13 protein-coding genes and 1 CRISPR repeat array (1 of these 14 only partly in view) are annotated in these 23,386 nt (G+C 46.0%); of the genes, 7 read left to right on the top strand and 6 right to left on the bottom strand.

Going from position 1 to position 23,386, the window contains the following annotated elements; genetic code table 11:
- Nucleotides 1-154: 154 nt before the first annotated feature.
- The 4 genes from CC97_RS08500 to CC97_RS08515 form a co-directional block, all read right to left on the bottom strand.
- Nucleotides 155-3,190 carry a glycoside hydrolase family 9 protein gene (locus CC97_RS08500; protein ID WP_049962789.1) on the bottom strand — a complete coding sequence of 1,012 codons (3,036 nt, stop codon included), beginning with the start codon at nucleotides 3,188-3,190 and terminating at the stop codon, nucleotides 155-157.
- A gap of 516 nt (nucleotides 3,191-3,706) precedes the next feature.
- Nucleotides 3,707-5,218, bottom strand: a complete 1,512-nt coding sequence (gpmI, locus tag CC97_RS08505) for a 2,3-bisphosphoglycerate-independent phosphoglycerate mutase (RefSeq protein WP_081850043.1) — start codon at nucleotides 5,216-5,218, stop codon at nucleotides 3,707-3,709.
- Between the two features lie 172 nt (nucleotides 5,219-5,390).
- Nucleotides 5,391-6,167: a triose-phosphate isomerase gene (gene tpiA, locus CC97_RS08510; RefSeq protein ID WP_044974606.1), complete on the bottom strand. Its 777-nt coding sequence runs from the start codon at nucleotides 6,165-6,167 to the stop codon at nucleotides 5,391-5,393.
- Between the two features lie 192 nt (nucleotides 6,168-6,359).
- The gene (locus CC97_RS08515; protein ID WP_044974607.1) at nucleotides 6,360-7,580 is read right to left on the bottom strand and encodes a phosphoglycerate kinase; all 1,221 of its coding nucleotides are present in this window, start codon (nucleotides 7,578-7,580) and stop codon (nucleotides 6,360-6,362) included.
- Between the two features lie 337 nt (nucleotides 7,581-7,917).
- Here CC97_RS08515 and CC97_RS08520 point away from each other — a divergent pair, with 337 nt between their 5' ends.
- From CC97_RS08520 to CC97_RS08550, 7 genes are all read left to right on the top strand, one after another.
- Nucleotides 7,918-11,430, top strand: coding sequence for a lectin like domain-containing protein (locus CC97_RS08520; protein WP_044974608.1), 3,513 nt, complete (start codon nucleotides 7,918-7,920; stop codon nucleotides 11,428-11,430).
- 52 nt (nucleotides 11,431-11,482) lie between these two features.
- Nucleotides 11,483-12,523 carry a C1 family peptidase gene (locus CC97_RS08525; protein ID WP_044974609.1) on the top strand — a complete coding sequence of 347 codons (1,041 nt, stop codon included), beginning with the start codon at nucleotides 11,483-11,485 and terminating at the stop codon, nucleotides 12,521-12,523.
- Nucleotides 12,492-14,987, top strand: coding sequence for a lectin like domain-containing protein (locus CC97_RS08530; RefSeq protein ID WP_044974610.1), 2,496 nt, complete (start codon nucleotides 12,492-12,494; stop codon nucleotides 14,985-14,987). The genes CC97_RS08525 and CC97_RS08530 overlap by 32 nt, the downstream gene beginning before the upstream one ends.
- Nucleotides 14,988-15,162: 175 nt before the next feature.
- The gene (locus CC97_RS08535; RefSeq protein ID WP_044974611.1) at nucleotides 15,163-15,840 is read left to right on the top strand and encodes a response regulator transcription factor; all 678 of its coding nucleotides are present in this window, start codon (nucleotides 15,163-15,165) and stop codon (nucleotides 15,838-15,840) included.
- Between the two features lie 6 nt (nucleotides 15,841-15,846).
- Nucleotides 15,847-18,123: a HAMP domain-containing sensor histidine kinase gene (locus CC97_RS18785; protein WP_049962790.1), complete on the top strand. Its 2,277-nt coding sequence runs from the start codon at nucleotides 15,847-15,849 to the stop codon at nucleotides 18,121-18,123.
- A 387-nt stretch (nucleotides 18,124-18,510) separates the two neighbouring features.
- On the top strand, nucleotides 18,511-18,843 hold the full coding sequence (locus CC97_RS08545; protein WP_044974612.1) for a hypothetical protein: 333 nt from the start codon (nucleotides 18,511-18,513) through the stop codon (nucleotides 18,841-18,843).
- Nucleotides 18,761-20,557 (top strand): leucine-rich repeat domain-containing protein, encoded by a 1,797-nt coding sequence (locus CC97_RS08550; RefSeq protein WP_044974613.1) that lies wholly within the window; start codon nucleotides 18,761-18,763, stop codon nucleotides 20,555-20,557. Before CC97_RS08545 ends, CC97_RS08550 begins: the two co-directional genes overlap by 83 nt.
- Before the next feature lie 77 nt (nucleotides 20,558-20,634).
- Here CC97_RS08550 and CC97_RS08555 read toward each other — a convergent pair whose 3' ends face one another.
- On the bottom strand, nucleotides 20,635-22,212 hold the full coding sequence (locus CC97_RS08555; RefSeq protein WP_044974614.1) for an ATP-binding protein: 1,578 nt from the start codon (nucleotides 22,210-22,212) through the stop codon (nucleotides 20,635-20,637).
- Between the two features lie 205 nt (nucleotides 22,213-22,417).
- On the bottom strand, nucleotides 22,418-22,645 hold the full coding sequence (locus CC97_RS08560) for a DUF1653 domain-containing protein (protein WP_044974615.1): 228 nt from the start codon (nucleotides 22,643-22,645) through the stop codon (nucleotides 22,418-22,420).
- A gap of 65 nt (nucleotides 22,646-22,710) precedes the next feature.
- A CRISPR array of direct repeats spans nucleotides 22,711-23,386; the repeat unit is 32 nt; unit sequence ATTTCAACTCACACGCCTACGAGAGGCGTGAC; it runs 1,270 nt beyond the window's last position.

A 23,386-nucleotide genomic window follows, 5' to 3' on the forward strand; every position in this document is an offset into this window, starting at 1 on the left:
AACATTTGTTTTCCTCTGAAATCAGGTGTAATATGCGTCATAATAAATGCATTCTGCTGATCGCAGTATAATAAAATTAAAAACCGCTCTCCGTCTTTGACAGACGAAGAGCGGAATTTATTAACTATTCAGTTTTAGTTCCGTCTTAAGAAAATCAGAACTTTGTGATCTTCTTTGAGAGGTACTGTCTGAGTGTTGCAAGGTCAGTAAGATCTACCTTACCATCCTTTGTAACGTCAGCGTTCTTGAATGAGTCACCCTTGAGTTCCTTCTTATCAACAAGGCTGAGTGAAAGTGTTGAAAGGTCAGTTACGTCGATTGTACCGCTGAGGTCAACGTCACCAAGGAGAAGTCCATCTGTTGTTGTTGGAGCTGATGTTGGTGTTGTTGGATCAGTTGTCTTTGTAGGTTCAACTGTTGGATCAGCTGTCTTTGTAGGCTCAGTTGTAGTTGTTGTAGGCTTTGTAGTTGGATCAGTTACATCCTTACCCTTTGCATTACCGTTATCTTCAAGGAATGAAGCAACCCATGCAAGTGGTGAGTTCCAGTTGATTGTAACTTCGTTTGTTGACCATGCTTCGATTGAGTCAACGTAGCATCTCTGTGATGGGTTGCCTTCCTTACCAGGAACGAAGCCGAGAGCTCTTACGTATGGATCCTGGAGACCAGCGTTAGGACCGCCTGAGAGAACACCGTCAGGAGCTGATGGAAGAGTCTTGTCGAGTTCCTTTGACCAGTATCTGTGGTGTGGGTTGTGGAGACGGTATGTACCGTAACCTGAAACGAATGAGAATGAGAGCGGGTTAGTACCAAGGAGGTAGTCCATTGCAGATGTTACACCGTCAACGTACTTGCCGTCGCCTGTCTGGTCATAAGCATATGCCATAACGATAGCATTGTTGATAACCATTGAGTTTGAACCCCATTCGTAACCCTTGATCATGATTGAAGGATCGAGGTTGTTAGGATCGTTGTATGCATCACCTGTGTATGCATATGGAAGTCCGTAGCCCTGAGCTCCTTCTTCCTTGATGTATGCATCAGCAGCTTCAACGATAGAATCTTCTACCTTCTTCTTGCCAGCATCTGAAAGGAGATCCTTGTGGAGAGCAAGTGAAAGTGAACCAGCTGAAGCTGTGTTGCCCCAGTTGAATGATGTAAGTGAACCACCCTTGTTTTCACCGCCTGTTACCTTTGTAGTAACTTGGTATGCACGATCGTAGCTTTCGAGTTCCTTGAGAGCTTCGTCAGCGTAAGCGTCACCCATCTGCTTTGCAGAAACGAAGAGTTCGCATGCTGCCCAGTAAGCATCGTCGAGAACGTAGTTATCACCGTAAGGACCGCCGCCCTTTGCCTGCCACATTGGTGCATAGAGTGATTCTTCGTTGATTTCTTCCTTAGGGCAGTCGCACTTAAGGTCAGGATGTGTTGTTGTTGAGAGATCTGCTTCATAGTAAGCAGCCTTGTATGCCTTATAAGCATCGATAGCGCTTGAGAGATACTTAGCAGCCTTTGTGCTGTCATATGGTTCCCAGAGACGTGCAGCCTGAGCAGCACAAGCAGCGTAGTTAAGTGTAGCTGCAAACGTTGGAGGCTTAACTATACGTACTGTCTTCCATTCCTTTTCATAGTCCCAAGGCTTTGTAGCAAGACCTGTCCACTTGTGGTCATGGAGCTTGTGGTAGTAAAGACCAGCAGCCTTCTTGCCCCATGTTGGTTCAGAAGCGTCAACCTTCATTTCAGCGATCCAGTCGAGTTCTACTGCTGCTTCGTCGAGTACGTCAGGAACCTTGTTGCCTGTTTCAGGAACTACTACTGTGCCTGAACCGTCATCGAACTTCTTGCTTTCGTCAACAAGAACAGCTCTTTCGTACATGTTCTGGAGTGTCCATACTGAGATACCGCCGTTAACAACGTACTTACCGTGGTCACCGGCATCGTACCAGCCGCCGTTAGCTGTGATCTTTGATGATGCGTATGTTGATGTAGCTTCTGATTCTGAAGCGTATTCGTTCTTCCAGATCTTCTGAACTGAAGCTGTATCTTCCTTATGACCGCCCTTGTGAGCGAGTGTTGACTTATCACCTGATGTGATGTACTTTTCTTCGATATCGATACCTGAACGGTTCTGATAGAAGTAGTTCATCGCATTTGTGAGGAGATTGTGATCTGACTCTGAGTAGATGTCATCACCGATCTTGAAATCGAATGATTTGTATTCGCCGGCCTCGATGTGGTATGTACCCGGTTCTGTTACTTCTGAGAAGTCGAGTTTGCAGATTGTATCGCCTGAGTCAGCGTCCTTTGTAGGAGCAGAAGATGTGCCCTTGAATACTGATTTGCCGCTCTTGTCAACTACTTCGAAGTCAACTGCACCTGAAAGGCTGATGCTTGAAGCACCGTGATTGATATCACCGCCGTTATCGCCGAGAACTGCGATTTTCTTACGGTTAGGGAAGTAACCAACCTGGTTTACTGAGATGTAGTTGTTCTTGAGTCCGCTGAAGTCACGGCTGATAGCACCGTAGTGGTTGTTTGGATCTGCGTCTGTATCTGAACCTGTCTCATCAATGATTGACATGTCGTCGAACCAGATTTCATCGCCGTCTTCTGCGTTACCTTCGTACTGAGTACCCTTTGCATAGTGGAATGCCCATTCACATGCTTCGAGATCCTTTGTTGGTGTGAAAGTACCGCTTACTTCCTGCCAGTCAGTTGTGAGCTTGAGAGCCTTGCCCCACTGACCGCCATTGTGAGGGCCGTTGCCCATTTCCTTCTTGTCGCCGAATAATACGCAGTATTCTTCATCGCCCTTGATGTTTGAGATCTTTGAGCAGAGTTCCATGCCGGCTCTCTTGCCCTTAGCTCTGAATGATACTGTGTATGTATGACCAGACTTGAAGTTAAGGTTTCTGTGTCTTACCTGAAGGTCCCACTTTTCCTTGTCAGCACCCTGTGCAACAAGTACCATTACGTGGAGATTACCGTCTTCAGTAAGTTCGAAGTTCTGCTTAGCAGGGCTTGATTCACATGTATGCCATGGAAGAGCCTTGTAATCGAATGTTGTTTCGCCGAGTACCTGACCAGCAGATACAACGTCAATGTCACTTACCGGGAATGCAGCAACGCCAGCAAGCATAGCAACTGCAGCAACAGCAGCTAAAGATCTCTTAAGATTTTTACTTGACATTTGATTTTCCTCCTAATTTCTTGCCTGTTTTTTCAAAAACGAGGCTTCAAAAAAATACCTGACACCGTTTCATATGCAGAACCAGGTCTGTCAGACAGACTACAACAGATGAAACGGTCTAAATAAAACAGCTCTGCACACAATATAATAAAGTATACAGCACTGTCCTATCGCTGTTAATATTATAATATTTTTTTCTCCCAAAGTAAAGTATATTTGAAAACTTTGTTAATGGTCATAGTAATTACTTTTGTTTTTTGTGCACTTCACATTAAATTGTAGCTTCTTTTTCTATATTTTCAATAAGACATAAGATTTTTTAATGCATTTGTACTTGTTTATTGTTATTTTTCAACTAAAAAAGCACATATCACCGTATTGCGATATGTGCTTTTTTTATGGAAACGCTGATTTATTCAGCGTGGGTCTCCGGGGCGAAGCCCCGCAAATCCCACCTCCGGAAATCCGGCGAAGCCGGATTTCCGGGTTAATCAGTGTTTCCTTATAAAATCTGAATTACTTTGCGATGAGTGACTTGCCTGTCATTTCTGCCGGCTGTTCAACTCCGAGGAGTTCGAGCATTGTAGGCGCGATGTCAGCGAGAACGCCGCCTTCGCGGAGCTTGCAGTCCTTACCCACTACAACGAACGGAACAGGATTTGTTGTATGAGCTGTGAACGGGCTGCCGTCAGCTTCGAACATCTTGTCAGCATTGCCGTGGTCAGCTGTAAGAAGTGCGATACCGCCCTTTGCAAGTATTGCTTCAACCATTCTGCCAACGCATGTGTCAACAGCTTCAACTGCTGCCTTCGCTGCGTCAAATACGCCTGTGTGACCTACCATGTCGCAGTTAGCGTAGTTGAGGATAATAACGTCGTACTTGTCAGAATTGATCGCATCAACAACTGCATCTGTTACTTCGTAAGCGCTCATTTCAGGCTTCATATCGAATGTCTCAACGTCAGGTGACTTGATGAGTATTCTGTCTTCGCCTTCGAACTGCTTTTCCTCACCGCCGTTGAAGAAGAATGTTACGTGAGCATACTTCTGAGTTTCAGCGATACGGAGCTGTGTCTTACCGAGCTTTGCAAGGTATTCACCGAAAGTCATCTTCAGTTCTTCCGGAGGGAATGCTACAGAAACGTTCGGCATTGCTGCGTCGTACTGTGCCATGCATACGAAGTGTACCGGGAAGTACTTTCTTTCGAAGCCCTTGAATTCAGGATCAACGAATGCTCTTGTGATCTGTCTTGCACGGTCAGGACGGAAGTTGAAGAAGATAACGCTGTCGTTTTCCTTTACCATTCCGTTTTCATCTGTTACAACAGGTACTACGAACTCGTCTGTTACGCCTGCTGCGTATGAATCCTTAACAGCCTGAACAGGATCGGAAGCCTTGTTTCCTTCGCCCTTAACCATTGCATTGTATGCCTTTTCAACTCTGTCCCATGCATTGTCACGGTCCATTGCGTAGAAACGGCCTGCAACAGTTGCCACAGAGCCAACGCCGATCTTCTTTATTTCAGCTACAGCTTCTTCCATGAATTCCGCAGCTGATGAAGGAGGAACGTCACGTCCGTCGAGGAATGTGTGAACGTATACCTTTTCAAGGCCGTTTCTCTTTGCGAGTTCGAGGAGTCCGTAGAGGTGCTCTGAATGGCTGTGTACGCCGCCAGGTGAAAGAAGGCCCATGAGGTGGAGTGCTGTGCCGTTCTTTTTGCAGTTTTCAACTGCAGCCATAAGTGCCTTGTTTTCGAAGAAGTCGCCGTCCTTTATTGACTTTGAGATCTTAACGAGCATCTGGTAAACGATACGGCCTGCGCCGATGTTTGTGTGGCCAACTTCAGAGTTACCCATCTGGCCGTCCGGAAGGCCTACGTCAAGTCCGCTTGCGCCGATTATTGTGTTCGGTCCCTTGAAGTACTTGTCGAGATTCGGTTTATTAGCTGCTGCTATAGCGTTGCCGTATGTATCCGGATTGTAGCCATAGCCGTCCATTATAATAAGTGCGACTGGTTTCTTTGCCACGCCTATCAGTTCCTTTCAGTATTTAAATTTTAAAATAGCAGTTTAACCCCACCCCCTGCTCCCTCCCGGAGGGAGGGGGTGACAGAAGAACTGGTTCTTCTGTCTTAAGGATGGGAAAACCTCAGAAAGCTGATCTGAGTGTTAAACTGCTGAATAATTACTTATATATAGATTAGCCTTCTACTGCAGCCTGAACGATTGTGTTGAAGTCGTTAGCCTTGAGTGAAGCACCGCCGATGAGACCGCCGTCGATGTCTGGCTTAGCGAGGAGTTCCTTGCAGTTGCCTGCGTTCATTGAACCGCCGTACTGGATTGTTACTGCATCAGCTGTAGCCTTGTCGAACATCTTAGCGAGTTCGCCGCGGATGAATGCGCATACTTCTTCAGCCTGTTCCGGTGTAGCTGTCTTGCCTGTACCGATAGCCCATACTGGTTCGTAAGCGATAACTACGTTCTTGATGCACTTTTCGCATGTGCCCTTGAGGCCTACCTTGATCTGTGTAGCGATAACTTCTTCAGTGATGTTAAGTTCTCTCTGTTCGAGTGTTTCACCAACGCAAACGATCGGCTTGAGGCCAGCTTCGAGAGCAGCGAGTGTTCTCTTGTTTACTGTTTCGTCTGTTTCACCGAAGTACTGTCTTCTTTCTGAGTGACCGATTACAACGTATTCAACACCGAGTTCTGTGAGCATGTCTGCTGAGATCTCGCCTGTGAAAGCGCCGCTCTTTTCGAAGTGTACGTTTTCAGCACCGATCTTAACGTTTGAACCGGCTGTTGTGTTGATAGCTGTTTCGAGGTTTGTGAACGGTACGCATGCGATTACTTCTACTTTGCCTTCAGCGTTTGCTACGAGTGGCTTGATAGCTTCAAGTAATTCCTTTGCTTCCGGTCTTGTTTTGTTCATTTTCCAGTTACCAGCAATGATTGCTTTTCTTAATGACTTGTTCATTATAATAACTCCTTTTGTGATAGTATTTTTATTCAGGCTGCTTCAGATTTTTTAGTTGAAGCAGTTTTACTTTGCAGGGCTTTGCGGTCGCCCTGCACCTTCGCTCGCCTTTGCGTCGGTTTCTATACCTTTGCGACATTCAAAAAGGCGGAGAAGAGACCCCGCCTTTAGGTTCTGAATATGGCAGCAGAATTACTTTTCTGCGATTACGTCAACGCCTGGAAGAACCTTGCCTTCGAGGTATTCGAGTGATGCACCGCCGCCTGTTGAGATGTGGCTCATCTTGTCGCCGAAGCCGAGCTGCATAACTGCTGCTGCTGAGTCGCCGCCGCCGATGATTGTTGTTGCATCTGTTTCAGCAAGTGCCTTTGCTACTGCGATTGTACCAGCTGCGAGTGTTGGGTTTTCGAAAACGCCCATAGGTCCGTTCCATACAACTGTCTTAGCTGTCTTAACTGCTTCAGCGTAGAGCTTCTGTGTTTCAGGTCCGATGTCGAGGCCTTCTCTGTCTGCAGGGATCTCACTTGACTTAACTACTGAAACTTCGATAGGAGCATCGATTGGATCAGGGAAACCTGCTGCTGTTGTTGTATCTACAGGGAGGAGGAGCTTCTTGCCGAGCTTTTCAGCCTTAGCGATCATTTCCTTGCAGTAGTCGATCTTTTCGTCGTCAACGAGTGAGAGACCTACTGAACCGCCCTGAGCCTTAATGAATGTGTATGCCATACCGCCGCCGATGATAAGTGTGTCGCACTTTTCGAGGAGGTTTGAGATAACGTTGAGCTTGTCAGCAACCTTGGCACCGCCGAGGATAGCAACAAAAGGTCTTACAGGATCTTCAACTGCATTGCCGAGGTACTGGATTTCCTTCTGCATGAGGTAACCAACTGCTGTTTCCTTAACGAACTTTGTAACACCTGCTGTTGAAGCGTGTGCACGGTGAGCTGAACCGAAAGCATCCATTACGAATACCTGGTTGTCTACGAGGTCAGCGAGTTCCTTTGAAAGGTTTTCGCCGTTCTTTGTTTCGTCATTGCCTCTGAAACGAGTGTTTTCGAGAACTACGATCTCGCCTTCCTTCATTTCAGCAACTGCCTTCTTTGCGTTTTCGCCTACTACTGTGTCGTCCTTAGCAAAAACTACCTTTGTGTCAACGAGTTCTGCGAGTCTGTCTGCAGCCGGCTTGAGTGAGAACTTGTCTTCAGGACCGTTCTTCGGCTTGCCGAGGTGTGAACAGAGTACTACCTTACCGCCGTCAGCGATAAGCTTCTTTATTGTAGGAAGAGCAGCCTGGATTCTGTTGTCGTTTGTGATAACGCCGTCCTTGAGAGGTACGTTGAAGTCAACTCTTACAAGAACCTTCTTGCCCTTAACACTGATATCATCTACTGTAACCTTGTTTAAACCTGCCATTATTAAACTTCCTTTCAAATATATAATTTTGAGAAACACTGAATCAGGTCATATATCCGGCAAGCCGGATATATGACGGGAGAGCACGGAGCTTCGCCCCGTCCCCCACGCTGATTTACATGCAAATCAGCGTTTCCTTAGTTTAGTGGCATGGGTGGCGAAAGCACACCCATATATCTATTCTATAATATTTCGGCGGTTTTTACAAGTGAAAATTCAAAAAAATTTAGGTTTTTAATATTTCACCGTTTTTTTCATATTTTTGTATAAAAATCAGTTGTAATCAAAGCATTTTCATGTTAAAATCATCTTATTAAGAATAAACGGAGGCTTTGATTTGAAAATAAGGAAAATCGCAGCGGGGCTGTTTGCTTTCGCTGCTGTTGCTGCTTTTTATACAGGTGCGGAGAGGATAAATGCTGAGACGGCCGGCGGCAACGACAATATGCTGATCACTGATGCGATCACTACACTGGCACCGGCTTTAAGTTCAGCCGAGATAAACGCTCTGCCGGAGCGGTATGACCTGCGTGAGCACGGGCTCGTGTCGGAAGTGAAAAATCAGGGTGACTTCGGTACCTGCTGGACTTTTGCCGCATCCGCCGCCCTTGAAACATCACTTATAAAGAACGAACCCTTTGTCGATCTTTCGGAATTTCATCTTGCATATTTCACATTCTTCGGAGACAATACACCGGATACTGTTGACACAACAGATATCATCGGAGGCGGTCATACATCATTTGCCGCAGCATCATATGCAAGATGGTTCGGTCCTGTAAAGGAAGAAGTACTGCCCTATGATACTGCCGGACAGATAACTCCTGATCCTGCACTTCAGAACAGACACGACTATCTCGTGACTGAAATGGACATTATCAATCCTTTCAGCTACGAGTTCGGCAAGCCTGATGAAATAATACGTTTCAGCGATGATGAGATAAAACATATGATCGCCGGAGGAAACGCGGTCAATATAAGTATGTGCTACAGTGAGGAATACTACAACCCGGGCACATACTCGTATTACGACAGAACATCCGACCAGACCAACCACGGAGTACTGATAGTCGGATATGACGATAACTTTGACCGCGAAAACTTCAACGACGCCCCTCCGGGAAACGGAGCCTGGATAGTAAAGAACAGCTGGGGTACAAACTGGGGCGACTCAGGATTCTTCTATCTTTCATACTATGATAAAAGCATATTCAACACATGCTGCCTTAAGGCTGAAAAAAGCGGACGTTTCCAGACCAATTACCAGCACGACGAGCTTTTCTATTCGGCAGGAGTATCTCCGGACAGGACAGATCCGAAAAAAGGATATATGGCGAATGTGTTTACAGCCGAAAATGATGAATACATAACCGGCGCCGGATTTTACACCACCGACAACAACGCTTCATACGAGATCTCGGTATGTACCGGTCTGCTTTATGATACGGATCCGTCCTCCGGCATACAGAGTGACATTACTGCAGGCACTGAAAAATACGCCGGCTACCACACCGTTACTCTGAACGACCCGGTAAAAGTAAAAAAAGGCGAAAAATTTGCGGTAATATGCAGACTTGAAAATCCTCAGAATTACTATCCGGTACCGCTGGAAGCCTCCGTGACCTATAAGGGCATAGAGTGCGGCAGCAGCGACATACAGATAGACAGAACCACCGTTTCCGGTGAAAGCTTCATAAGTTACAACGGCACGAACTGGCGGGATACCTTCGGACTCACCCTTACTGAACCATTTAACAGCGATCAGGTTCTTGAATATTATCTCGGCAATGTATGCTTAAAAGCCTTCGGATCTTCCGAAGCGGAATGGCAGGAGGAGCCGGTGAACAGAAAACATTCCGTACTTAGTTCACTGACTGTTGATAACGAAGCGCTGACCGTCGGAAACGACAGCGAAGATGAGCCCCTCACAGATCTCACATACAGCCTGCCGTGCTCAAAGGATCATGTCGTTCTCCGTCCTTCAGGCAGCGGAACGATCACGGTAAACGGGAAAGAATTGATCTCCGGTCATGAGAGCGAAAAAATAAGCGTCGGTTACGGCACTACCACTGTTATGATCACATCTTCCGAAGACGGGCTTAAAGACACGGAATACACACTGAAAATAAAACGCGACAGTGTTCTGCCGGACTACATTAACGAGACTATCTCGATACGTGACGACAGAAACGATACCGAAGGCCCGTCTGCAGATGGCGGGATCAGCAGTGATATCAGCGGCATCACAGAAGACGGTACAGTGATCACAGTCACGGCTCCGGACGGTCATATTTTAAAGAACGGCGAAAGCATAACCGATTATCTCGGTGAAGATCTTACTGTAACGGAAGGCGAAAATACTGTTACTCTGCATCTTGAACCGAGAAAGTCACTGTTTTACAACAAGGAGCTAAATCCTGACAATGCCTTTTCGGCGGCAAGCGAAACTATCGACGGAATGTATTCAAGCAAAAGAACGATTTTTTACAGCACCTCCCCTGACATGAGCGATGCAAAGGACGTTCATGACCGTATTGTCGGCCTTTACGGTACAAGCGAATTCAGGGTGTATCCGGGATACGACAGTGATCTTTATTTTCAGGCACAGGCAGATGAACGTTCTCCGAAAAGTGATGTAGTCTGCATACATATTCCCGAACGTCCCGTAATAACTGATGATGACATAAAAACAGAATTTACAGACGATACATCTTTTTCATTCAGTCTGCCGGAGACTGAACCTCATACAGACATCAGTTACGAAGTATGTCTGAAATCAGATGAAAAACCGGCAAGATCAGGCAGTGACTGGCTCTCAAACAGGGCAGCCAGGGAGACCATAACTGTAAAAGATCTTCTTCCGGGGCATACCTACTGCCTGTACATCAAAATACATTCCTTTATGGATAAACCGGCAAGCACTATACATGAATTCACCTTTACCATGCCGGGCGAAGCACCGGATTTTGTAATAGATTATGAACAGGAAAGACTTATATTCGATGAAACCAGATTCACTGTAAAATACGGTGAAAAAGAATTCCACTGCTATGACAGCCTGTCAGACTACACATCTGAAGACCTTATCATCTGTCCGCGTGACGGTGATCCGGAAACTGACACGAAATTAATTCACGTTCCGGAAAGAAGACCGGCACCGGAAATATATATCGACTATAAAACCGGATGTTTAAATAATATATTCGAGGATGATCTGATGTATGTGCGTGGCACCGCGAATACCGCAGACAGAAATGCAAACTCTGCTGACCGGCTGGCACCCTGCAGTGAAACAGCAGAGCTTGACAATCTTTCATCCTCATATTACAGGCCGGGAGAAACGCTGAATTTCTTTTACGCTTCATCGGAAGGTAATTTTGCGTCAGCTGTATGTCCGGTAGTCATGCCGGAACTCGAAGATATATCAGAAGATCTGATAAAGATAACCGGTATCACCAGTGATGAAATACGCCTCGAAGAACATGAAGGGCTTGAATACGCATGCTATTCAGAAAGTAAACATATATTCATCTGGCAGGACAGTCCTGTATTCTCCGGTCTTGATCCTGATACCTCATACCTGTTCGCTGTACGTTACAGGATCACGGATGACAAACTGTTCAGCAGGAACGCATGTGCCACTGCGGAAACACTGAAGGAGGACTATAAGCCCGGTGACTTAAACGGTGACGGAAAATGCAGTGTCATCGACCTGCTGATAATGAGAAGAATACTTTTCGGAACCCTTAAACCCGATCAGTCCCAGCTTCGCAGCAGTGACTATAACTCTGACGGATATATAAATATTCTTGATCAGCAGCGGCTGCTTTCAGACATACTGATACTATAACGAAAGACAACACACGGCAAACGCCGGATAAATATAAATTACGGAGGCAGATATGAACAGAAAGAAAAGATTTACAGCAGGATTAGCTGCTGCCGCATTTACAGTGACAACATTATCGTTTGCATTGCCGGGAGGCATGAACGGGACAGCATCGGCTGCCGAAGATACGGACGTCCCCGCAGCTTCATATTCGGCTGAAGATATTACCCCTGCTGTAACAGGCAGCGAAGCAGCATCACTTCCCGGTTACTTCGACTTAAGGGAACAGGGACTCGTTTCCCCGGTAAAGAATCAGGGAGCGTACGGCACCTGCTGGACATTTTCAGCTTCAGGTGCACTTGAGACCTCACTTATAAAAAATGAACCTTTTATAGACCTTTCTGAACTGCATCTTGCATACTTCAGTTTCTACGGTGACAACACTCCGGAAAGTCCGGAACACGATCCGGAAAAATTCATTTCAGGCGGTCACATTTCCTACGCGGCGGCTTCATACGCAAGATGGTTCGGTCCGGTAAAGGAATCGCTTCTCCCCTACAGCACGGCTATGGAGGATATCGATCCTCACCTGCAGGATCATCAGGACTACTTCGTAACTGATATGAGCATTCTTAATCCGTACACTCTGAAGGATACCGACGCAGATGACATGCTGCGCTTTTCGGACGACGAGATAAAGCAGATGATATACGAAGGAAATTCCGTTGCGGTAAACATCTGCTACGAAAACACCTATAACGAAGAAACATTTGCCCAGTACGACCCGTCAGGCAAAAAGACAAACCACGGTGTGCTCATAGTCGGATGGGATGACAGCTATTCCCGTGAGAATTTTCTGACCGAACCGCCCGGAGACGGAGCATGGATAGTAAAGAACAGCTGGGGAAGCAGCTGGGGCGACAACGGATATTTCTACATGTCCTACTATGACAGATCAATTTCCGACGCGTGCTGCCTGAAAGCTGAAAAAGCCGGACGTTACCAGACGAACTACCAGCACGATGAGCTTTTTCTGCACAGCTGCCGTTTCGCCGGACAAGACGAGCAGAAATTCCGGATTCATGGCAAATATTTTTACTGCCCGGAAGGATGAATTCATTTCCGGAACAGGATTTTACACCACTGACAACAATGCAGAATATGAAATAACCGTCTACACAGACCTTAAGGATATGAGCGATCCGGCATCCGGCATTCCGAACACACCGCAGAAAGGAACGGAAAAATACGCAGGATATCACACCATTTCCTTAAACGATCCGGTAAAAGTGACTGAGGGAGAAATATTTTCAGTAGTCGTATCGCTGAAGAATCCGGGAACGAACTGCCCTATACCGGTCGAAGCAGCAGTAGTACTCATGGAAAACCGCTTTGCCGTAAACGTAAGCGAAATATCTGAAGAAGAGATTGAAAACGGCTCTGAAGAATGCGAAAGTTTCATCAGCGTAAACGGTACACGCTGGACCGACACAAAGGGACTTGAAATAGAGGACGTCTACAACAACCCGAAAATGCCGGACTCCAATATAAAATACTATGTCGGAAACGTCTGCCTGAAAGCCTTCGGTTCAGACGGGATCTCCGAACCGGACACATCCGGAAAAGAATCATCGGTATTAAGCTCACTTACAGTAAACAAAAAGGAAATAGCAGTCTGCAATGAATACGAAGAACCTGTGACCGAACTTTATACCGAGCTTTCCGACGGAAGTGACACCATGGCGCTTGCTGCTTCCGGAACAGGAAAGATCTCAGTCAACGGCCGTCCTGTTGTATCGGGTCATACAAGCGAACCCTTTGAGCTTTCATACGGAAAAAACATTTTCACGATCACTTCTGAGGAAGATGGTCTGACGCCTGTGAAATACACACTTACCGTAGTAAAGAACAGGGCATACCCGGATTACCGGACTGAAACGATAATATTTGACGAGGAAAACACTAAAGTCACATCTGCCCGCGGTCATGAATTCTTTTCCGGTGAAAGCATAAGCGATTATCTCGGCACGACACTTACAGTAACGGAACCGGAACGTGAATACACCATTGATCTTGAACCGAGGCGCGATCTCGCTGCACTTATGAACGAAAGTTCTCTCTACATGGAGGGTGAAGTCATAACCGGACTTTTCGACCTTAAGGGAACCGTAAACTACAGTTACTATCCTGATATGTCAGGTGCCATGGATATTCACACACGCATGACTTCGCTGCTCGGCGAAAATGCCTTCAGAGTATATCCGGGTGAAGATACCGATCTGTATTTTCAGACAGCAGCAGATGACAACGGTCCGGCAAGCACGATATGGCATATACATATACCTTCAAGACCGACTATCACAACAAATGATATAAGGGTCTCCATTCCGTGGAATAATACCATACAGTTCACTCCCGACTACGCTGAAGATGCAGCGATACAGTACAGGCTCGTGATGAAATACAAAAACGAAACGCCTGCGGCAAGCGACCTTTTTCCGTACGAAACAGCAAAAAACGGTGATGTTGTATGGCTCGAGGACCTCATGCCCGGTCAGACCTACTCTCTGTACTTCAGACTCATTTCCAATGGCAGGAGATTCGCTTCCGATGTCAGCGAACGTGTGATCCAGCTTCCGGGCGGACAGCCTGTCTGCTCATTCCACACGGAAAAGGAATGTGTTATCTTCAACGAAAAAAAATACACTGCGACCGCGCCAGACGGAAGAGAACTGAAATGCTACGACCGTATTTCCGACTACTGCGGAAAGGATATCATTCTTACTGAAGCAGACGGAACGGAGAGTGCCGTTCTTGTACCGTTAAGGCCGGAAGCTCCCCGAATGGAGCTTGAATACAGCACCGGAAAACTGCTCGGGACCTACTACTCAGATTCAGAGAACCTCTGTTTCCTTGTAAACAGCGACAGAGTTTATGACTCGACGCCGATAAATGCAGACACACTCATGGACAAAGCGGGGTATATAACCCTCGACAAAATATTCAGCTCATCCTACCGTCCCGGAGACACGCTGTACTTTTTTTACAGGGCGAACGAGAATTATCTTGCTTCAGAAGTTTTCGCCTACACGATCCCGTCACAGCGTATTACTCCTGAAAGCATGCTGAGGATACTTAACTACACTGACCACGAGATCGAACTTGCCGCCGGTGAAGGTCTTGAATACGGTATAAGAGAAAATTTCCGCGACGAGTACAAATGGTCTGATGATCCGCACTTCACCGATCTGCTTGCAGGGCATGAGTACATTACCGCCGTAAGAACAGCTGCTACGGAAACTGAGCCGTTCGGCACAACAGTCGCAGATGTGGTTACCACGCTCCCTTATACAAACAATCCCGGAGATCTTAACGGCGACGAAAACATAAACGCCATAGATGTTATAATTTTAAAACGCATCCTCCTTATGAGTATCATCCCTGATCCGGTGCAGAAGTTCAACGCGGACATGAATTCTGACGGATCGGTCAACATATTTGATCTGCAGAGAATCAGCGAAACTGTTATCAGTGCGACAGAATGGTTCACAGATGAACAGGGTAATTACTACCGGTAATTCCGGCGATGATAGGAAATAGTCCAATTTTTTAAAAAAGCATAATATGACCTTGATATTACCTGTTTACAGATGATATAATAGTATTCAGGGAACACTGATCCGTCTCTGCCTGATTTCCAAAGGCGGGATTTGCGGACCGGGCACGTTTCCTCATAAATAAGGAGCTGATAAAATGCGGATACTGATTATTGAAGACGAAGAAGCGATAGCGGCAGCTCTTCAGAATATAATGCAGAAGAACAAATATCTTACCGACGTCTGTTACGACGGCGTGTCGGGACTTGACTCTGCAATGACCGCTATTTATGACGTGATAATACTTGATATAAATCTTCCGAAAATGAACGGATTTGACGTGCTTCGCACCATGAGGATCAACAGGATCGCCACACCGGTGCTTCTTCTCACTGCCAAGGATGAGATTGCAGACAAAGTCACCGGCCTTGACATCGGCGCTGACGACTACATGACAAAGCCGTTCAGCACAGAAGAGCTCCTGGCCCGTATACGTTCACTCGGCCGCCGGAGCACAAACACCGTCTGTGAAAATGCGCTCAGCTTTCATGACATCTCACTCAATCTTTCCACCTACGAGCTTACATGCAGAACAGAGTCAATGAAACTGGGACTCAAGGAATTCTGTATAATGGAACTGTTCATCAAAAATGGTTCGGCTGTTATAAGCAAGGAACAGCTGATCGAAAAAATATGGGGTTACGACTCCAACGCTGAATACAACAACGTGGAAGTTTACATTTCATTCATACGAAAAAAACTTCTGCACATTGGTTCCGAAGTTACAATAAAAACAGTCAGGGGCGTCGGCTACTGCCTGAGTGCGGGAAAGTGATAAAAAATGATTAAAAAACTCAAGGCCAGATTTGTTCTTGTAAACATGCTCATTCTCACCTTCGTGCTGTTTGCCACACTAAGCGCCATCTACATCATGATGGCAAATTCCGAGATCCGGCTTTCAAACGAGACCATGGACATGATCATTGAAAACCATCAGAAAGTGCTGCTCGAAAAGGAACAGAACGCTAAGGAAAGAACACACCGCAGACAGGAAATGATACCTGCCGGAATGAAAATGCAGCAGGGGGACGAAATACGGACAGACTTCCCCCTCCTTCCTGAAGTGCTTACATGGCAGCCGAGCGAGGGCATACAGCTTGTAAAGCTTGATAACATCATCATTCCTGAAGTGACTGAATCTGCTCCGCCTGCGTACAACTTCCCGTCACCATACGAATTCGGAAGGGTGTACGAGGGAGAAGATCCGTGGGCTGCCTGGTGGGGTGCAAATCCATGGGCAGCGCCGCAGGGAGACGGAAATCAGTGGTGGGGCGGAGACCAGCAGCAAAGCGGCGAAAACCAGAACGGCGGCCAGCAGTCAGGAGGTCAGCAGTCAGGAGGCCAGCAGTCAGGAGGCCAGCAGTCAGGAGGCCAGCAGTCAGGAGGCCAGCAGTCAGGAGGCCAGCAGGGTGACAGTGGCCAGCAGAGCGGCGATGCTCAGAATCCATGGGACGGCGGCTGGTGGGGATTCAACCCATGGGGCGGTGATCCGTGGGGCGGCCAGAATCCGTGGCAGAACGGTGATCCGTGGAACGGTCAGGAATCGTGGCCGAGCGGCGATCCGTGGAACGGTCAGAACCCGTGGCCGAGCGGTGACCCGTGGAACGGTCAGAACCCTTGGCCGAGCGGCGATCCGTGGAACGGTCAGAATCCGTGGCCGAGTGGTGATCCGTGGAACGGTCAGAATCCATGGGAAGGATGGCAGCCTCCGGCGGAAGTACCATCCGCGTCACCTGAAAACTCCCCTGCTCCCCCTTCCGAAGAAGCAAGGCAGCCTGAAGAACAGGCTCATCCCGATGAACATCCTTCGCCGGAGCCTTCCCGTCAGGAAGAACAGACTGAACCGGCCGTTACAGAACCTGCTGTTACCGAGGCTGACACTTCCGGAAATGCAGTGACCGACAGTGGAAAGACAATGCTTCCTCCAGCCGCACATGAACCTCCGCAGAAACCGGTGGAAGACGAGCCGCCTTATCTGTCTCCGAAATACAACGGAAACCTTGTAAGGTCACATATACTTGCTGACATAAACCGCGGCGGCGAAATAAAAGACCTTTCGCTGCAGTACTTCCTCCGCTACGAGGACGATACAATCGACGATGAAAAAGCGTTCACCGAACAGGTACGCGATCAGATACTCAAGATCGTAAACGACGAAAGCACCAGCGGAACATGCACGATCGGCACCATCTACTGCAGATACAAAATGAGCGACAACGGTCCCGGAAATGACAGAACGCTTGTACTTCTCGACCGTTCCATCGAGCTTTCGACCCTTCACCGTCTGATGATCTCATTTATAATCATCGGATGTGCAGGACTTATCATTGTATTTATATTCAGTCTTTTCCTTGCCAGCTGGGCGATCAAGCCTATCGAGGTGGCATGGAACAGACAGAAGCAGTTCATCGCCGATGCATCTCACGAGCTCAAGACTCCTCTGACTGTCATAGCAACAAATGCTGACGTTGTTCTTTCAAATCCGAACGACACGATCCGTGATCAGGAACGCTGGCTGAAATACATACGTTCCGAGACCGCAAGAATGTCGAAGCTGGTAACTGAACTGCTCTACATCGCAAAATCAGACTCAAACGAGATCCGCATGGAACGCAGTGAATTTGACATATCGAACACCGTATCAGGTGTGTGCCTTAATTTCGAAGCGCTCGCCTTTGAATCGGACCGTGAGCTCATTGCCGATATCTCACCGAAGCTTAAATATTTCGGTGATGAGGACCGCATCAAGCAGCTCATTACGATACTCGTGGACAATGCTATCAAATACTCGATAATCGGTTCACAGATCTCCGTTTCCATGTTCCGCAACAACCAGAACCGCATAAAAATATGCGTTTCAAACCGCTGCGAAGACATGACGGAAGAAAACATCTCAAAGCTTTTCGACCGTTTCTACCGTGTTGACCCGTCCCGAAACAGCGGCACCGGAGGCAACGGCCTCGGCCTCAACATAGCCCAGTCCATAGCCGAAGCACACGGCGGATCGATAAACGTAAACTATAACCACGGCATTATTTCATTTGTTGTGGTGCTGTAAGCGGCTGAGTCCGCATCATATCAGTAAAGGAAACGCTGATTTATTCATAAATCAGCGTGGGGGTTCGGGGCGAAGCCCCGTAAAATCCCACCTCCGGAAATCCGGCTTCGCCGGATTTCCGATTTAATCAGTGTTTCCTAAATACTTTCAAAGTGAACGTCAGAGTTTTACGGCGTTCACTTTTTTGTTTCCTGCCCTGGTTTTCGCAATGCTTTTCCGCAATGTTGAAAACTGCGTGAAATCCATTGCATTGATTTCCTGTACATGGTATAATAAATAACGGTCAAGAAACAGCATACTGAACTTTAAACAACGGAAAGAGGCTCGCTCTTTCTGCAGATCTTATATAAAAAAATACCGGTCAGACCGGTAAGTGAGGTTTTTTTAATGAATTACAACAAGAAAACAGCTGCATTTGCAATGGGTCTTCTTATTGCCGTGTCAGCTTTCACTCCTTCATTTACTGCTTTTGCAGAAACTGAAAATCCGGATGAAGACTTTGTCGTGGTCGATGACGACGGAAACGTTATCGGAAAGGAAACCGTCGATGAAAATGCGATCATCGAAAGCGGCGACTATAAATACTCGGTAAATACCGACGGAACCGTTACTCTTATGAGCTGCGGACAAGGCGGTGATGTTTTCACCGTTCCTGTGGAGATCGACGGAAAAAAAAGTTTCAGCTGTACACCGCGGTGCCTTCCTCGAACTAAATGCTAAAAAAATCGTTATACCTGCAGGCGCAGACTACGATCTTTCGGAAAATCCGTTTGCTTCCTGCGTCCTCGCTGAGGAATACGAAGTAGAAGAAGGAAACAAGGCTTACTGTGCAGTCGGCAAGGTTCTTTTCTCGGCAGACAGGAAAACGCTTATTGCTTATCCGGCTGCTTTAAAGAATACCGAATATACAGTTCCTGCTGAAACAGAAACCATAGGTGTTGCAGCTTTCTACGAAAGCAAACTTGAAAGCATAAAAGTTCCGGCACATGTAAAAACACTTGAACGTCACTGCTTCAGTTCAATGCAGGCGCTTAAATCCGCAGACTTAAGCGAAACAAAGATCACAGAGCTTCCGCCGATGATATTTGCCTCATCATCAGCGCTCACTGATGTAAAGCTTCCTGAAACTCTTGAAAAAATAGAACTGGGTGCTTTTATTGACTGTTCTTCACTTGAAAAAATCACACTTCCAGAATCTCTCACAAATGTCGGCCAGTCAGCTTTTCAGGGTACAGCGATGAAACAGGTCATAATCCCTGCAAAAGTTTCAAAGATCGGTTACAACGCATTCGGTTATGTGGATGAGGAAACTCCGGTAGAGGGATTTACAGTCATCGGCACACCGAATACTGAAGCACAGGTCTACTGTACAGACGGCGACTCTGAATACGATTATCAGAATAATTTCACATTCAAGTCCTACGATGATTACAAAAATCAGCTTGATTTCCAGAAACTCGATATGAAATCATACGGCGACTATATGTACGCCGTTGACGGTGATGAAACTTATCTTATTCTCTGCGACTCAGCCGAGGACACACTGGTCGTACCTGATGAGCTCGAAGGACACAAAATAACTTCGGTCTACAAAAACGCTTTTCAGGGATGTATTTCAAAAGACATCACACTTCCTGAAGGTGTAAAAAGCATCGGCGAAGATGTTTTCAGCGAACATCTTGTAAACCTTACACTTCCGGCAAGCTTTGAAGAATTCACCACTGACGAACCGTTCGTAAACTGCTCAAAACTCAAAAGCCTGACAGTTGCTGAAGGCAATGAAAAATACTCTTCGGAAAACGGCATACTCTACAACAAGGACAAATCCGTTCTTCTCATATACCCTCAGGCAAAGGAAGACGAAAAAGCTGTACTTCCTTCCTCAGTAAAAGCAATTGCGGTATCTGCATTCTGCTACAATGAGCACCTTAAGACAATTGATCTTTCATCCGCAGAAGCTGTGGGTGACTATGCATTTGACGGCTGTACAGCACTTCGTACAGTAAAGTTTTCAAAAGATCTCAAAGACGTCGGCTACTGCGCTTTTCTCGGATGCCGCTCACTTAAGAACGTCCGCGTTTACGATAACCTCGTTTCCATCGGAGAATACGCATTCGGCTACGACTATGACGATGCACTCGCCATGAAGATGAACGATGATCCTGACAAATACAAGGACGAAAACGGCAATCTCCCGAAAGCCTACTCACTTGTTCACAGCTTCAGAATGTACGTTGATGACGGATCCGTTGCAGCAAAATATGCAGAAGACTGCGGAATAGAAACAGTAACCGATTCATTTACAGTCGGCTACACAAACGTTGACAAAAGAATAATCTACCTCGGTTCCGGCATACTCGGCCTCGGTATTCTCGGTGTCATCATAAAACTCATCTCCTCTGCAGTAAAGAAGAATAAGAAAGCAAAGAAATAATAAGAAGAATATACAGCAAAACAGCACTGATCTGTGACGGATCAGTGCTGTTGATTTTTATAGTATTACGGAATCTATCATTCCTCTGCTTTCCATTCTGAAAGAATACGCTTTTCAGAATCAAATGAAACTCCGATTTTTATCAGTTTACGTCTATCTGCTGCAAAAGGAAGTGTATATCCCTTATCGTTTATCTGCTTAAGTGCATTATCCGCACTGTCATCTCTCTTGAATTCAAAAAGATAGATGTAATCTCTTGTAAGAACTCTGCAGTCGATACGGCCGTTGAATGTGTGTACTTCGCAGTCAGTAAACTGCCCCAGAAGTGTAAATAGAATATAGATAATACTCTGAAAATAATGTTCAAAAACTGCATCGGCGGAAGTATAGGAAATGCCGGCAAACAGCGCAGTCAGAACATCCATTATTTTTTCTGTTTCACCGTTTTCAATGTATTCGTCAACAGTGAAAATATCCAGGCGGTTACCTGCTGTTGCAGAAGGAACATATTCAGGCATCAGACTTTCAAGAAATGCATAACGTACTTCATTGTTAGGAAAACCAAGAGTATAGCGTTTTCTTGCTGCATCATATTCCGTTATTGTCAGATAGCCGCTCTGATAAAGAAGAGGAACGAGATCAGGCGATTCCCCTGTATAATCCCGCAGTATACGTTCATTGGCATAAATTGTTCTGTCCGAAAAACGACGAACATCAAAGTTATTGTTCCTTACCTGTTTCAGGAGGAAAGAAGGTGTACCGGACTCAAACCAGTAAGCTCCGAACTCCTTGTCGTAGAATGCATTCAGGATACTGTAAGGATTATAAATATCTGCACCATCCTGATGGAAACGGTATCCGTCATACTGTTTTTTAAGCTCCCGCATACATTCTTCTTCATCTATATGCTGATTTTCAGAGAGCATCTTTACTTCCGGAGCAAAATACTGTCTTATTTCATCTTCCGTCATACCGCAGATACTGCTGAATTTCTCATTCAGAGAAATATCCTTTAAATGATTCAGATCACTGAATATACTGACTTTATGGAACTTTGTTACTCCTGTTATAAATACAAAACGCACATAGTCATCACAGTTTTTCAGATTGCTGAAAAATCCTTTGAATACTGACTTGCTGCGTTTCTGCATTTCAGGGTTATCTGCAAGATCAAGAAGCGGCTTGTCATATTCATCAACAAGAACAACACATTTCCTGCCCGTTTTTCTGGCTGCTTCAGTAAGCAGATTTTTAAAACGCCCACCGAGTGTCATACTGTCACTTGTTATATCATACTGCTTTTCCCACTGTTTCAGATGTGCATCAAGAACGGTTTCAACAGATGTTGTATCATAATCCTCACCGTTAAAGTCAAAATAAAATACCGGATGCGGCTGCCATGCTTCTTCATTATTTTCTTCCAGTTTCTCAATGGCAAGCCCGGAAAAAAGATCTTTCCGGCCTTCCCAGTACGCACGCAGCGAAGAAAGAAACAGACTTTTGCCAAATCTTCTCGGACGGCTGAGGAAGAACTGAACATAGTCTCTTCCAAGCCGGTATATGTATTCTGTTTTATCAACGTAAACAAAATTATTTTTCCTGATCTTCTCAAAACTCTGTATGCCGACCGGCAGTCTTCTGTAAACTTCCGTCACTGATTTTGCACCTCTTTCCGGGAAACGAAATATTCATTTATTATTTTACCATAATAACGCGGAAAATTCAATGGTAAGCTGCCTCCGGCAGCCAATTATAACCGCCGACATCCTTTCAGGATGCTGACTTTACTCTTAGGTGCTGTTGGATTTTTGCCATCCCAAGGAGAATTCAGACAGGTAACAGAGTCTCATATGATGCCTATTACTCAACAAGTTCAAATCTGTATTTCTGCTTTACATCCGGATATTTCTCATGATCCACTTCTGACTGAAACATTTCATACGGTCTTATATATGTTTTATAATCACCGTAAAGTGCCTTATATACAACAAACTTTTCACCTGTTTCGGTGTGTTCAGCAATGTCGATGACATAATACAGCTTGCCTTTGAAATGTCTGTACATTTTCTGTGCTTGGATTATTCGCATTTTTTATTCTCCTTACGTGTTTTCAGATAATTGCTCAAAAATGTCTTCAACCAAATAATTTTAGACTAGTCCATGATGAGCCTACGAGAGGCGTGACCATATGCTGTTACCCATACACCACACTGATATGCATTTCTACTCACACGCCTACAAGAGGCGTGACTCGGCTTGTCTGCAAACTTTTCGAGTTCGTCCATATTTCAACTCACACGCCTACGAGAGGCGTGACAATACTTTCAATACTTGAAACAATTGAGAATGATATTTCAACTCACACGCCTACGAGAGGCGTGACTTGATCGCATATGCCATTTCGTCAACTACAAAACCATTTCAACTCACACGCCTACGAGAGGCGTGACTGAATAGTTTACTTTGCTTATGTAGTCAGGATTATTTCAACTCACACGCCTACGAGAGGCGTGACGATAACTGCCTTATAGTACGACCCCATTGCATGATTTCAACTCACACGCCTACGAGAGGCGTGACGCTGAAACTTCAGACGGCGCACCTACTCTTGTGTCATTTCAACTCACACGCCTACGAGAGGCGTGACTGTTTCTGCATTGCAACACTATTGCCTGAAGGAGATTTCAACTCACACGCCTACGAGAGGCGTGACCGGCTGTTGATCTGCGCACAATTCAGACTTACAATTTCAACTCACACGCCTACGAGAGGCGTGACGAAAGTGTTTGTGGTCCAAGGCATTCCACTATGCATTTCAACTCACACGCC

This window comes from Ruminococcus sp. HUN007, assembly GCF_000712055.1.
GTDB lineage: Bacteria > Bacillota > Clostridia > Oscillospirales > Ruminococcaceae > HUN007.